Source organism: Moritella sp. 5 (genome assembly GCF_018219455.1).
Lineage (GTDB): Bacteria > Pseudomonadota > Gammaproteobacteria > Enterobacterales > Moritellaceae > Moritella.
The window spans coordinates 1,734,847-1,750,257 of record NZ_CP056122.1 but is presented as its reverse complement, the minus strand read 5'-3'; the positions used below and the strand labels follow the sequence as shown (position 1 = coordinate 1,750,257).

The window sequence follows — 15,411 nt, the reverse complement described above, 5'->3', positions numbered from 1 at the left end:
TCTGCTGTTATGTTACTTCGCTCTGCCCTGTGTTACGTCACCACGTGATATATCTCAGACAGGTACTAGTTATTCGTCGGTCGATAAATGGGTTGTGAAGCGAGTACTTCGATACCTGTCGGCGTACTTTTTAGATAACGTACTTCATCATCTGAAAATAGCACCTCTCTCTCAAACCCTTCAGCTGTTGGGAATCGGTCCAATACTAAGGCCAAAATGTCCTCTCTTTTACTCTGATCGTTATTTTCGATCACGACTTCGCAAAGCGGTTTTTCTTCTTTTGTTATTTTTATCTTATATCTCATTACTATTCCTCACTCTTGTTGCTTCAACCTGTCTAGGTGACGAATGACACCTCAGCAGTAAAACAGGAAATTCTATTTAATAATATTAAACGACAACTATACCAACCCCACCCTGGTTTATCTATAGGGAATTGAATTTAATATAAAGAAACGGGTACAAGGATAAATTTGGGTGGCAATACTTTCTTGATACGCAGAGGAAAATGAATCACCATTCAGGCTCTAACCAAGAGATATAATTAATAAGACGGGTTTACTGGATACGGCAGTGAAATAGAAAATGGATAAAGTTGGAAGTGAAGCAGAAGTTACGACGCAATCGCTATAAAAAAGACCTACATTGTGAGGCCTTTATTATATCTATATTAAAACAGCATAATGATAAGAAATTTAACTATGTATTTTAATTTTTAAATACGACTGAACCATTTTCATTAGTATAAAGTATTGCTTTAAATTGATTAATTAACTGCACTGCATAAGAAGGAGAAACTGAACGTAAATTGCCTTTTACAGTATAGAATGAAGGTTCCCAAGCTCTATCTTTGTACCGACCTGTTTCTATAAATTCTACTACAACTTTCATAAAGTACCTCTATTGATCTAACCAACTTCCGTCACGAATAAAATATCGATATCCAGAAGACAACATGACTATTCAGAATAATAAACTAGCATTAGGCTTTATTTTTTACAAACGAGTTGAGATGAAAAGAAACAGAATTATGTTTTCGATCAAGCTTTTCCATTATTCTGCAACATAAATCAGCCCATTTCGGTTATAAAACCACTTATTTAAGTTGGTAAATTACAATTTCTATTGAATAACTAGATACATCGGTAATTAAGGGGCTGGCAAGGGTAATTAAATTACAATTGGGTTATTTAAGTTACACCAACACTTGTCGTGTGTTAGCGATATAGTGATGGATCTTATGCTCAGTCTTCGAGTCAATCACCTCTTCTGGTCGACAACCATTTTGGCAAGGTATATTCGATGTTGTGCCAAACACGCTGCATATCAAAGGGCGTTCCTCGCACACCTTACAGTCCTTGAGACATGACTTGATGGGAAACTAATTTGGGCAAAAAATAATTTAGCTCAAATTCAAACTGACAGCTACCATACAAGAATAAAGTAACTGTCAGATCAAGTTTAAGCGAATACAATTAAACTCAGGTTAATAATATATTTACAATGGTAAATATTCCTGTGTATTAACTTCAATCTCCGCAGCTTCAACCGTACTAAGTGCTTTGATTTCCTTTATTTTTTTCAATAGGTCTATATTTTCATCAAAAGTAATGATGAAAAATCCGTTACCAATAACCAGTATTTCAGCATCATCAAAAGAGAGTGTTAGATCATCACTTTTCATTTTAACTAAAATTGAACCTGTTAACGTCCCTGTATATTCATCCTCTAATGATTGCATTTCTTGACCTGCATAGAGTGCTGGTGAAGAATCTGTACCTTCCTCTGACCCCGTATAGGCTGCGCCCATTATCGGTGAGAACTTAAATCCATCACTTTCAATAACGATATCGCTATTCGTATGTGTTCTGGAGCCCTCACTAGGCATCGCTACACTATCTTCATTATCACTGTTCATAATATTTGCATTAGCAGATGCATTACACAAAAATAATGTTGATATAAATAATGTTGATATAAATAAACTTTTTATTTTCATCTTAAATTCCTTCATGTCCATATATTCTTATTGAGACATTTTTTAACAATCCGTCGTCTATATTATTCTTTAGTTCTTTTAACCTGCGACCAGAATAGTAAATAAAACGACTATTATTTGTATCCGTCACTTTTATCGTCCATGTTCCCGCTGATTTTTCACCATAAAATGCATTACTGAGTAAGACTGTATTCTTGAAATCCGCGTCTTTGGTTAATAAGCTTCTCGGTGTCAACAGCATTGAACTTGTCCCTTGCGGTGAAATAAGTTCAATTGAAAGATCACTATTACGCCCATGTTTAATATTTAATTTTACCTGTACAGCTTCAATAGTGAGGTCATTATCTTTGGTTATATTTACACTCTTTTCTGTAGGAGTCCCTTCACCTATACCTAGATCAGTAACATCATCAGATGGAATAAATACCGTTTCTTTTAACGGAGGTAATAATCGCTTATCCTTAATATAAGTTTGTGCCATCTTCACCGCTTCAGAAGCATCGATGAGACCAAAACCATACCAATTATGGAAATTAAAGCCCGCGTTATTCGTTATCCAGCCGGGTTCGGCAATATAAGAGTCGACAAGTATGGGTTTAAACTTATCATCAATTTTCTTTGCTGTTTTAGCGATAATATAACGAACATCACGCCATGTTATAGCATCATCAACACTAAAAATGAGGGCCGCGACACCGGACACAACAGGGGCCGCAGAAGATGTACCATTAAAGGAAGATGTATAATTACAGTCTTCATTTAGTGCTTCTTCGCCACGGTTAAAACCTTTGTACCTGCTGCTAGTTCTGGCGTAGCCAATGGTACAGCCCATACTATCTGTTGTAATAATGGCTGGTGCATAACGACCGTATTCACCACCAGGAGCAGAAACAAACACAGCAGCACCCGTAGATGAATAGGATGATAGTGGATCACTCGCATTTGCATTTAGCGCTGATACGACCGTGTTATAAAAACTAGCGTTACTAAGATTAATTGATGCATTATGTGCAGTTAATCTTGGCAACGATGAATTTTTACTGTAAGCACTGTATTGATAAGTTCGCCACCATTCGTTCTGGAACTCTAACACTCGTTGGAATGAATTACCTGCAGCTTTAACGAATAAAACGCCCCGACCATCGTTATTCTTACTCGTTACTTCTTTCAGCTTTGTCTCGTGCATGGTATTTCTGATTGTCATAAAGTCATATGGTTGCATCATGTAAGCATTACCATAACTTTGATTTATAACGAGCACGTCTTGAGTTCGCTTTCCACCATGGCTATCAACCCAATTTGCTGATGCTTGAGCCCCCCTACTAACATAATTTAATCCAATTAAACTCGCTTCCGGAGCAACACCTCGTCCACCAATATTGTTAAAACCGCGCGCGGCAATAATGCCTGCAACCGAAGTACCATGGTCACCATCTTTACGTGTAGAGGTCGGATCATTGGTTAACTTCACATAATTATAAGATCGACCTGATAATATATTCTCAACTAAATCCTCATGCTTAATTTCGAGCCCTGAGTCAACAACGGCAACCTTAACGCCTGAGCCTTTAACTCCTTGATTATGCAGATTTCCTATATTTATATCGTGCCCAACCGTAGCTCTTGACCTTGAAAATGCTTTCTGCCCTGTATTCTTCAGATGCCATTGTTGACTATATAAAGGGTCCGTAAGTTTAGAATTCAAATTAAAAGTGAAGTTTGCCTCTATCGATTTAGTCCCGTCAGAGATAATGATAGGAAGCTCAACCTCACTCTCTTCCTTGCTTTTCGTTGTGATGTTGAAAGAACCATCGCTATCAAGGTTAAACGTGAGATCTTTAGGTAATGTGAAGCTATCTTTTAATTTAAAGTTAAGCGTGTCACCGTCAACATCTGTTGCTTTAATTCGACCCTTAATCATTTTCGTTGGAGATGTAAACGTACGTTTACCCAGTACTTTTGGTGCGTCATTCACCGATGAAATCGAGAGTGATATTTTTGCTTTATCAGAGTAACCATTTTCTGTCACTGTTATTTCCAGTGAGTCCGGACCAGAAACATCACGATTAGGTGTGTATGTTAGTATACCTTTTGCATCTAATGTTGCTTTACCCTTACTAGGCGCTGTTGATAACGTGAAATTAGGCGCTGTTGTATTTGTTGTCTTGATCGTAAATTTAGCCGGCTCATCTTCATTTAAGGCAAAGCTTTGCTCTGAGATCATCGGTTCAATGTTGAAATTAAAAGTGAAGTTTGCTTCTATCGATGTAGTCCCGTCAGAGATCATGATAGGAAGCTCAACCTCACTCTCTTCCATGCTTTTCGTTGTGATGTTAAAAGAACCATCACGATCAAGCTTAAACGTGAGATCTTCAGGTAATGTGAAGCTATCTTTTAATTTAAAGTTAAGCGTGTCACCGTCAACATCTGTTGCTTTAATTCGATCCTCAATTTTATTCGTTGAAGTTCTAAACGTACGCTTACCCAGTACTTTTGGTGTGTCATTCACCGATGAAATCGAGAGTGATATTTTTGCTTTATCAGAGTAACCATTTTCTGTCACTGTTATTTCCAGTGAGTCCGGACCAGAAACATCACGATTAGGTGTGTATGTTAGTATACCTTTTGCATCTAATGTTGCTATACCCTTACTAGGCGCTATTGATAACGTGAAATTAGGCGCTGTTGTATTTGTTGTCTTGATCGTAAATTTAGCCGGCTCATCTTCATTTAAGGAAAAGCTTTGCTCTGAGATATACTCCTTCTTCTTTATCGCTTCAATGTTAAACGTGAGAGTTGTTTCAACATCTCCTTCACCATCGCTTATAATAATAGGGATCTCTATAGAATGAGGGGTCTTCTTTTCACTCTTGAACGTAAATGAACCAAAAGAAGATAATTCAAAAGAAATATAGTCAGGCATATTAAATGTTGGCTTAACCTTATAGCTTAGATAATAACTATCTACATCGGTTGCGCTTATTTTACCGCCAATGTATTTACCTGGAATACCAAAGAAGGTTTTATTATTCACAACAGGTAAATCGTTGATACTCTTTACATCAAAATTAATCCGTACGGTACCAACCGTATCCCCATTTGTTACTTTTACCACGATACCATCCGGACCATGGTAATTTTCATTAGGCGTATAACGTAAATCGCCTTCTTTTGTAAGGGTTGCAGTACCGAACAATGCATTACTGGTTATTTTCCAGTTCCAACCCAATGTATCACTTGTGCTAAGGCTTCCCTCATATGTCGTATCTTCATTAAGTTTTACGTCTCTGTCTGCTATAGAAACGGATGTAGGTTTAATGTTAAACGTGAGAGTTGTTTCAACATCTCCTTCACCATCGCTTATAATAATAGGGATCTCTATAGAATGAGGGGTCTTCTTTTCACTCTTGAACGTAAATGAACCAAAAGAAGATAATTCAAAAGAAATATAGTCAGGCATATTAAATGTTGGCTTAACCTTATAGCTTAGATAATAACTATCTACATCGGTTGCGCTTATTTTACCGCTAATTTTTTTACCTGAAATACCAAAGAAAGTTTTACTATTTAAAACAGGTAAATCGTTGATACTCTTTACATCGAAATTAATCAGTGCGATATCATACGTATTCCCATTTGTTACTTTTACCACGATACCATCCGGACCATGATAATTTTCATTAGGCGTATAACGTAAATCGCCTTCTTTTGTAAGGGTTGCAGTACCAAACAATGCATTACTGGTTATTTTCCAGTTCCAACCCAATGTATCACTTGTGCTAAGGCTTCCCTCATATACCGTATCTTCATTAAGTTTTACGTCTCTGTCTGCTATAGAACCGGATATATATGTTGGTGGCGTCGCTGAATCACCGCCTCCACCACAAGCTGTTAGGTACCCAGTAAGAATTACGGGAATTAGATGTATTAATTTGTTCAAGATCGACCTATTAAATAATTCACTACAATAAACATTTTTGTTCACTATTTCGTCGGCGGAGTATACATTATCTTGTAAATCGCATTGTAAGGAAGTGTAATTACGGTCCAAAGCTAGATGCTAAACTAATGATATTGTTAATATTTTAATGCTTAATGGACATGAGGTATGTGTAGGATGATTTAATATCGATACCCGCAGAATCAATAGCAATTGCAATGCCACCAACGGGTTCCAATACTTTTATCTCAAATTCAAACTGACAGCTACCATACAAGAATAAAGTAACTGTCAGATCAAGTTTAAGCGAATACAATTAAACTCAGGTTAATAATATATTTACAATGGTAAATATTCCTGTGTATTAACTTCAATCTCCGCAGCTTCAACCGTACTAAGTGCTTTGATTTCCTTTATTTTTTTCAATAGGTCTATATTTTCATCAAAAGTAATGATGAAAAATCCGTTACCAATAACCAGTATTTTAGCATCATCAAAAGAGAGTGTTAGATCATCACTTTTCATTTTAACTAAAATTGAACCTGTTAACGTTCCTGTATATTCATCCTCTAATGATTGCATTTCTTGACCTGCATAGAGTGCTGGTGAAGAATCTGTACCTTCATCTGACCCCATATAGGCTGCGCCCATTATCGGTGAAAACTTAAATCCATCACTTTCAATAACGATATCACTATTCGTATTTGAGATCTCTCTAGGCGTCACGGCATTTTCTTCATTATCACTGTTCATAATATTTGCATTAGCAGATGCATTACACAAAACTAGTGTTGATATAAATAATGTTGATATAAATAAACTTTTTATTTTCACCTTAAGCTCCTTCATGCCCATATATTCTTATTGAGACACCTTTTAACAATCCAGCTTCTGTATTATTCTCTAGTTCCCTTTCTCTAAAAACATAATAATAAGTAAAATCACCTTGATTTGTATCCGTTACTTTTATCTTCCATTCTCCAGCTGATGTTTCACCATAAAATGCATTACTGAGTAAGACTGTTTTCTCGAAATCTGCGTCTCTGGTTAATAAGCTTCTCGGTGTCAACAACATTGAACTTGTCCCCTGCGGTGAGATAAGTTCAATTGAAAGATCACTATTACGCCCATGTTTAATGTTTAATTCTACCTGTACAGCTTCAATAATTAGATTGTCTTCTTCTATTATACGAACACTCTTTGTCGTAGGGGTTCCTTCAACTATATCTAGTTCGGCATCATTCGATGGAATAAATGCAGTTTCTTTTAACGGAGGTAATAATCGCTTATCCTTAATATAAGTTTGCGCCATCTTCACCGCTTCAGAAGCATCGATGAGACCAAAACCATACCAATTATGGAAATTAAAGCCCGCGTTATTCGTTATCCAGCCGGGTTCGGCAATATAAGAGTCGACAAGTATGGGTTTAAACTTATCATCAATTTTCTTTGCTGTTTTAGCGATAATATAACGAACATCACGCCATGTTATAGCATCATCAACACTAAAAATAAGGGCCGCGACACCGGACACAACAGGGGCAGCAGAGGATGTACCATTAAAGGAAGATGTATAATTACAGTCTTCATTTAATGCTTCTTCGCCACGGTTAAAACCTTTGTACTTGCTGCCAGTTCTGGCGTAGCCAATGGTACAGCCCATACTATCTGTTGTAATAATGGCTGGTGCATTACGACCGTCTTCACCACCAGGGGCTGAAACAAATACTGCAGCACCCGTAGATGAATAGGATGACAGTGGATCACTCGCATTTGCGTTTAGCGCTGATACGACCGTATTATAAAAACTAGCATTACTAAGACTAATTGATGCATTATGCGCAGTTAATCTTGGTAATGATTTATTTTGACTATATACGCTTTGAGCATACCAAGAAAAGCCTTCGAATGAATTCCCAGCTGATTTAACGAATAAAACCCCTCGGCCTTTATTATTCTTACGCGTTATTTCTTTTAGCCAAGACTCACGAGCTTTATTCTTGGATGACGTAAACACCCTTGGCTTATTTTGTAGTTTAACACCATAACTTTGATTTATAACAAGAACATCTTTAGTTCTTTTTCCACCATGACTATCATACCAATTAGACTCTTTTTGACTTTCCAAATAGTTTAATCCAATTAAACTCGCTTCCGGTGCAACACCACGTCCACCAATATCGTTAAAACCACGCGCGGCAATAATGCCTGCAACCGAAGTACCATGGTCGCCTTCTTTACTTGTAGAAGTAGGGTCATTTATTGACGTCACATAATTATAAGATCGATCTAATAATATATTCTCAACTAAATCCTCGTGCTTAATTTCGAGCCCTGAGTCAACAACAGCAACCTTAACACCTGAACCTTTAACTCCTTGTTGATGCAGACGCCCTATATTTATATCGTGCCCAGCCGTACCTCTTGACTTTGAAAATGCGCTCTGTCCTGTATTTTTGAGATACCATTGTTGACTATATAAAGGGTCAGTAAGTCCGACATTGAAATTAAAAGTGAAGTTTGCTTCTATCGATGTAGCCCCGTCAGAGATAGTGATAGGAAGCTCAACCTCACTCTCTCCCTTACTTTTCGTTGTTATGTTAAAAGAACCATCACTATCAAGGTTAAACTTGATATCTTTATTAGTGACGTCACCTTTTAATTTAAAGCTAGGTGTGTCAGCGTCAACATCTGTTGCTCTGATTTGCCCCTTAATCTTATTCGTTGAGGATGTAAACGTACGTTTACCCTGTACTTTTGGTGCATCATTGATACTCTTTACATCAAACTGGATCCTTGCGGTATCAACCGTATTCCCATCTGTTGCTTCTACTATAATACTATCCATACCATGGTAGTTTACATTAGGCGTATAGCGTAAATCCCCCTCTTTTGTAATTGCTGCTGTACCAAACACGGCATTACGGGTTATTTTCCAGTTCCAACCTAATGTATTACTTGTGGTAAGGCTTCCCTCATATATCGTATCTTCATTCAGTTTTACGTCGCTATCTGCTATAGAACCGGATATATGTGTTGGCTCTACTGTTGGTGACGTCTCTGAATCACCACCTCCACCACAAGCTGTTAGGTATCCAGTAAGAATTACGGGGATTAGATGCATTAATTTGTTCAAGATCTACCTCTTAAATAATTCACTACAATAAACATTTTTGTTCACTATTCCGTCAGTGGATTATACATTACCTTTTAAAACGCATTGTAAGGCATTGTAATTACGGAACCTGTGTTGACACTAACCCTCTTGATATGGTCAAGAGTTCAATGCCTACTAGACATGTAAATGCGCGTAGGATCATTTAATATCGATAATGAATATAAGTTTGATTATTATTAATTGGTAGTTGTGGATTCGAAAATAGAGGTGTCAATTTACTTATTGGTAACGCGGAACTATAACGATTAAAGGGAATAAAAATAATAACGGAGGTTGAGCGGTAAGGTCTTTATTTGAAAAAACAGGACGTCAGAAACGCGAAAAGCACAACACTTTTGAAGGATACCCTACAAGCCTCACTCCGGCACTTGAGTTCTCTGCTGCGGTTGCTCCCTTCCAGGCCTGGCCGAATTCACAGAGTATCAATGCGGAGGGACCCATAAGGCACCCATCAAATGTGTTGTGCTTGACAACGAGTGAATTATTAACTATTCACTGATTCTTTGCAACTGTTTATAGCAGTTTTATGCTCTACAAACCCCAATCGCACACTATCCAACCAAGTCGATCAAAACCGAGTCAGCTAAATGGCTTTTTTGCTAAGGTACTGACCCGTAAACATAGTTGCTGGTACAGGTTTACCATACAGATAACCCTGACCATAATCACAACCTTCATCAACAATAAACAGATCTTGCTCTACCGTTTCAACGCCTTCGGCAACAACTTGCAAATTAAGCTTCTTCGCCATCGCAATAATCGCCCGTGCTAATTCTTTATCTTGATCTCGCTCCATTAGATTCATAATGAAACTACGATCAATTTTCAGCGTATCAAACGAATACTTCTGTAAATAACTTAATGACGAATAACCCGTGCCGAAGTCATCTAACGAAATACGTACACCCAACTTTTGTAATCCAGCAATGGCTTTCGCGGCTTTCTTCTCGTCTTGTAATAAAACCCCTTCAGTGATCTCAAGTTCTAACGAACTACCAGGTAAACGATAATAAACCAGCAACTGCGCGATACGAGAAACTAAGTTGTCATCACGAAACTGTACCGGTGACATATTAACTGCAATACAAAAATCATCACCAAAGCTGTTACGCCACTGCGCCGCTTGTTCCATTGCGGTACGTAATACAAAATTACCTAATGCTAAGATCTGGCCATTCTGCTCTGCTAGATGGATAAAACGATCGGGCGCAACCGCACCGAGTATCGGATTCTGCCAGCGAATTAACGCTTCGGCGCCCAATACGCGACGAGTTTTAACACAAATCATCGGTTGATAATGTACCGACATTTCATTTTTATCCAGCGCTTCGGCTAAATGAGATTCTAAATAGTGACGCTCACCAATCGCGACGCTTAACTCTTCAGTAAAGAAGTTATAACAGGTACCCTTGTCTTTACTCGCACTCATCGCCGCTTCAGCTCTTTCAACCAAAGAAATACCTTTGTCTGCGGGAGAATCAGCTAACGCAATACCACAACAAATCTGAGTGGTTATAGTATAATCATCAACAATAAATGTGGATTCAAAGGCTTGTGAAAAACGTGCAATTAAATCAATTACTTGCTCAACAACATTCTCATCGCGAACAACAATAGCAAAAGCATCACCCCAGCAACGAGCAACCAAGTGTTCTGTCGTCAGTTGCTGGTGAATACGCTGGCTGACTTCAAGTAATACTTTGTCACCAATCGCATAACCATAACTGTTATTAATTGATTTGAAGTTTCGGATACCCAAATAAATAACAGCGAGTTCGTTGTCATCATCAACATATTCCAACATGTCATCAATCTGTTTAACTAATGAAAACTGATTAGCGACACCTGTAAGCGTGTCATATTCTTGCTGATAAATAAGGGTCGATTCTAATGCAGAACGACTATCTTGTTCATGTAATAACGCTTGATGAGACAAGGTTAGCGCCATTGATTTCTTAGCAAGTAAACTCTGTAATTTACGGTTAGCGTTCAGTAATTCAGCTTTTTCGTAGAGTATAGTGAGATCAGCATTCATCGATTGCTGAAAACGTGCGATAAGTAATTTGCAATGAGGTGTAAATTTATGGATTTTCGTATCTAAGACACAAAGTGTACCAAAAGCTTGATCATTCGGCCAAGTAAGCGGTAAACCGTAATACGCTAAAATGTCGGCGCTAATATTACTGTCGAATTTCCACGTTGAATCGAGGGTAGCGTCTTCAATAAGTAGCTCTCCACGATTATAAATAACCTGTGCACTGTAACAGCTTAATTGCTTCGATTCTGATAATCGCAGGGAAGCCAAATGAGCCGTGTCGTTTGACGAAAATATTCGAATATCATTGTGGTGAACGCGCATAATTAATGCTGCAGGCAGATTCATAACGCCAGCGATCAACTCTACAGTTTGTTGCCAACCACGAAACATGGGTTCCGGGATCTCAATAACCTGAGTATTAATATTTAGCATGCTACATCTCTGTTAATTACACCGCTCTAAATGACATTGTAAACCTTCATTACTATGTCGCTATTCATCTGATGAATAAGGAGGAATCTGTATACTACAAGAAAACAAAGCGAACACCAAGCCAGATTTATAACAAGCAAGAATTATTATCATCTAGCTCAACTATTCGTATAAACTTGTGACCCACAGTTGAACGGAAGCCCTATTTAACTTGATGCTGTTCACATTTATAGCGTCTGGTAGCGAATGATAATTTATCGGCCACATGAATTTAACCAGCTTGTTTTGTAGGAATTTATTCATATCATCGACTGATAAATATGCAATAGCGTCAATAACAGCAATTGGACGATGGCCAAACTCCACATCTTCACATGGGAATACTAACGCTTGATTAATGAACGGATGCGAAAGTAAAATGCGCTCAATTTGTTCTGGATGAATATTTTCACCACCGGAAATAAACATATTATCTTGTCGACCAAGAATAAATAATTCATCCGCTAACGCATCACCTTGCGCTATCATGCCTAAGTCCCCTGTGACAAGCCAACCGCTTTCGTCAGTAATGGGACTTAACGCACCTTGATAATAATAACCCATCCCTAAACTTCTACCTCGCACCTTAATTTGTTTATCAATCAAGGACAAACAGCGATGTGCGAGTAAAGTACCAACGCCTACACTATCATCCGCAGGTTTAGCGGTGACAGTAGAGGCCATTTCAGTCATGCCATAGCCAGACCAGCAATCAATACCGAGGGATTTCGCTTTATCCGTTAATACGACGGGGATCACTGCACCACCTAACAAGATACGTTTAAGACTAATAACCTCTTGATCTGCACCCAATTCATTAAGGTAGCGTCGCAATTGAGTTGGTACTAAAGATGCGTGCGTTACTTGTGATAACTGTTCAACAAGACTATCTGCTAACGGTAACACCACCTGCCCACCAGCAGATAACCAACGCCACACAATCGCTAAGCCTGATACATGAAACAAAGGTAACGACAATAACCAACTGTCTGACGCCCTATAACTGAACACTGATAACAAACCCGCAGCAGAATACAAATGATTTTCACCGCTATGTGCAACCGCTTTGGCTTTACCAGTTGAACCGGATGTAAAGACGATACTGGCTAGGCGCTCTGCTTGCCACTCCAGCTTAATACTATCCTCAGTACTCACGTATTTGGTTGCCGCTGTAGACGCTGTTATAGAAATAGTCGACCTTGTTGATGAAGTCATCTCCGAGGGGCTAAGGAGGAGAGTAAACACTAACTCTCTCGTATTATTAATACTTTGCAAACCTTGTGAACGATTAAATGCAGGTGCTGATACCCAAATAAACTGTGCCGCGAGTGCTTCAAACTGGTCATTTAACTGTTCAGCACTTTGTTTCGGATCTAGTACCACACAGCAAGCACCGAGTCGTAAACAAGCTAAATATAACCACAATACATCTGGGTTATTAACGCTCAGAGCAGCAACAATATGATCTTGTCGTACACCTTGTATATTTAACTGTTCGGCATATTCATCCACCAGCGAATTCACTTGCTGCCAAGTAAATGAATACTCACCATATACCAAGGCAATACCATCCGGATTAAGTAATGACCAATGTTGCCAAGGCCAACAACTAAAACTGACTTCATGACTCTCTATGTTATCAATTACAACGTCTATCATTTATAGGCTTCCATAATACGATGCTGCTTTGTATTTATATCTTGATATCTTATATCTGTAACTTGCAAATAGGTACGACAAGGTAATGTAGTTAGTGCTAACAAAGGCAAACGACAGCCTGGATAAGGTATTGCCACTTGCTGCTTAAAAACATGCAGAGTATCTAACCCGGGGGTCGTATCAGGTGTTAACCACTGCGATAAACGAGCCAGTTGCAGTAAACCAAAACTAGATTCAAGACTTGAACTAATCACCACAGTTAAACCCAATTGATATGCCAGCTCAATCAAGTGACGGCAGTGATGAATGGTGCCAGCCAGCATAGGTTTAATCACAATAGCGGCAATTGATGCGGTGTCAGAAGCATGACACTCAGCGACTGTAGACTTCAGAAACTCAACATCACCCCGCCCTCGCCGGTTTTTGCAAGCATCCCGCAAGCTTTCATCCCATGCGATGGCAATCCCAGTTTCACGCGTAAACAGATAACTATCGCTTGAGTGATGACACGGCTCTTCGATGAAATCGATACGCTGGCGTAACGCCGCGGGGAGCTGCTCGGCAAACGCCAACGCATTCACAAGGTTCCAACGTCGGTTGGCATCTAAACGTAACCGTAATTGAGGGTATCGCTGTAGTAACTGCCGAGCAATCTCGCCGTCATGACAGGCGCCTTTCGCAGTCGGTTGGGTGGCAATTTTCAACTTACATAAGGAACTCGCGGCAAGTTCTGCATGTTTACGGTTTATGATTCTAAGATCAGCAGCCAATAATAGCGCGCTGTTAATGTGATGATGATGTCTATTACCGTTATGAAGCTTGCCGTTATGAATATCGTCGCAATAAGTCATTTGCGGTAGCCCGTCCTCTAACTCCAAAAGTGCCATGCTAAAACCAAACGCCACAGAGGGGCAGCACGCACTCAGATCCACTACGCCCTGCTCTAGCCAAATTTGGATCATGCTTTCGAGTTGCTGCTTTGCTTGCGCTGATGTCTCATTACTAAAGCCAGGTAAAGGCGCGATTTCGCCACGCCCCACTTTATTAACTTGAGTGCTTTTGCACTGCTCATGGAACTCAACATTTTCCAATAATTCAGCCCCCTCCTGCAATTCACCCCTTTCTTGCAACTCAATAATCCAGCCTTCACGAACACAGACAGACTGGCCACGTAATATCATGGCACAGTCCAAAGGCAACTGATAATGGTACAACTTAACCTGACGTTGCATTAACAATGCTCCGCTGACTGATTAAGGATTACGTGGAAACTTAGAGAAATCAGGACGGCGTTTTTCATTAAATGCATTACGTCCTTCTTGTCCTTCGTCTGTCATGTAGAACATCATAGTCGCATTACCCGCGAGTTCTTGTAACCCAGCTTGACCATCACAATCTGCATTCAACGCTGCTTTCAAACAACGTAATGACATTGGGCTGTGTTGTAATACTTCACGACACCAACGCACAGTTTCACGTTCTAAATCTTCCAGTGGCACAACTGTATTCACTAATCCCATATCTACTGCTTCTTGTGCATCATAGAAACGGCACAAGAACCAAATTTCACGGGCTTTCTTCTGCCCAACAATGCGCGCCATATACGATGCCCCCCAACCTCCATCGAAAGAGCCGACTTTAGGACCTGTTTGACCAAATTGCGCATTGTCAGCAGCGATAGTCAAGTCACACATCATGTGTAATACATGACCACCACCAACAGCATAACCCGCCACTGCCGCTATTACAGGTTTTGGACAAGTACGGATCTGGCGTTGAAAGTCCAACACATTTAAGTGATGCATGCCTTCATCGTCTTTATAACCACCGTAATCGCCACGAATACTTTGGTCACCACCCGAACAGAACGCATGCTCGCCAAGCCCGGTTAGAATAATAACGCCCACGTTTGAGTCATAACGCGCATCCGCTAAGGCTTGCATCATCTCTTGTACTGTTTGTGGACGGAACGCATTGCGTACTTGAGGACGTGCAATGGTGATTTTAGCAATGCCATCTAATGATTTGTGAAAATGAATATCTTGGTATTCACCAGTGCAATCTTGCCATTCTACGTGTGCGTATAGTTCTGCTTCTGTAATACCAACGGTTGTTGTCATAATAAT

11 protein-coding genes, 1 other RNA gene and 1 pseudogene are annotated in these 15,411 nt (G+C 39.3%); all 13 read right to left on the bottom strand.

Features of this window, described 5'->3' with window-relative positions:
• Positions 1-65 precede the first annotated feature (65 nt).
• The 13 genes and pseudogenes from HWV01_RS07865 to menB all read right to left on the bottom strand — a co-directional run bounded on the left by HWV01_RS07865 (position 66) and on the right by menB (position 15,405).
• Positions 66-305, bottom strand: coding sequence for a hypothetical protein (locus tag HWV01_RS07865; RefSeq protein WP_211674851.1), 240 nt, complete (start codon positions 303-305; stop codon positions 66-68).
• A gap of 403 nt (positions 306-708) precedes the next feature.
• On the bottom strand, positions 709-891 hold the full coding sequence (locus HWV01_RS07860; RefSeq protein ID WP_067042981.1) for a hypothetical protein: 183 nt from the start codon (positions 889-891) through the stop codon (positions 709-711).
• Positions 892-1,195: 304 nt separating this feature from the next.
• A pseudogene (locus tag HWV01_RS22360) lies at positions 1,196-1,360 on the bottom strand (zinc/iron-chelating domain-containing protein); the annotation flags it as partial.
• A 138-nt stretch (positions 1,361-1,498) separates the two neighbouring features.
• Entirely contained in the window at positions 1,499-1,999 is a 501-nt protein-coding gene (locus HWV01_RS07855; RefSeq protein WP_211674850.1) for a hypothetical protein, read from the bottom strand.
• A gap of 1 nt (position 2,000) precedes the next feature.
• A complete protein-coding gene (locus HWV01_RS07850; RefSeq protein WP_211674849.1) occupies positions 2,001-5,939 on the bottom strand; it encodes a tandem-95 repeat protein in 3,939 nt (1,312 codons plus the stop codon).
• A 145-nt stretch (positions 5,940-6,084) separates the two neighbouring features.
• The gene (locus HWV01_RS07845) at positions 6,085-6,255 is read right to left on the bottom strand and encodes a hypothetical protein (RefSeq protein ID WP_211674848.1); all 171 of its coding nucleotides are present in this window, start codon (positions 6,253-6,255) and stop codon (positions 6,085-6,087) included.
• 23 nt (positions 6,256-6,278) lie between these two features.
• Complete coding sequence (locus HWV01_RS07840; RefSeq protein WP_211674847.1) at positions 6,279-6,773, bottom strand: hypothetical protein; 495 nt, start codon at positions 6,771-6,773, stop codon at positions 6,279-6,281.
• A gap of 1 nt (position 6,774) precedes the next feature.
• Positions 6,775-9,075, bottom strand: coding sequence for a S8 family serine peptidase (locus HWV01_RS07835; RefSeq protein ID WP_211674846.1), 2,301 nt, complete (start codon positions 9,073-9,075; stop codon positions 6,775-6,777).
• A gap of 387 nt (positions 9,076-9,462) precedes the next feature.
• An RNA gene (gene ffs / locus HWV01_RS07830) (signal recognition particle sRNA small type) lies at positions 9,463-9,559 on the bottom strand.
• 141 nt (positions 9,560-9,700) lie between these two features.
• On the bottom strand, positions 9,701-11,587 hold the full coding sequence (locus HWV01_RS07825; protein WP_211674845.1) for a GGDEF and EAL domain-containing protein: 1,887 nt from the start codon (positions 11,585-11,587) through the stop codon (positions 9,701-9,703).
• A 162-nt stretch (positions 11,588-11,749) separates the two neighbouring features.
• On the bottom strand, positions 11,750-13,285 hold the full coding sequence (gene menE, locus HWV01_RS07820) for an o-succinylbenzoate--CoA ligase (RefSeq protein WP_211674844.1): 1,536 nt from the start codon (positions 13,283-13,285) through the stop codon (positions 11,750-11,752).
• Complete coding sequence (gene menC / locus HWV01_RS07815) at positions 13,282-14,517, bottom strand: o-succinylbenzoate synthase (RefSeq protein WP_211674843.1); 1,236 nt, start codon at positions 14,515-14,517, stop codon at positions 13,282-13,284. The genes menE and menC overlap by 4 nt, the downstream gene beginning before the upstream one ends.
• 21 nt (positions 14,518-14,538) lie before the next feature.
• A complete protein-coding gene (gene menB / locus HWV01_RS07810; protein WP_211674842.1) occupies positions 14,539-15,405 on the bottom strand; it encodes a 1,4-dihydroxy-2-naphthoyl-CoA synthase in 867 nt (288 codons plus the stop codon).
• Between the last annotated feature and the right edge of the window lie 6 nt (positions 15,406-15,411).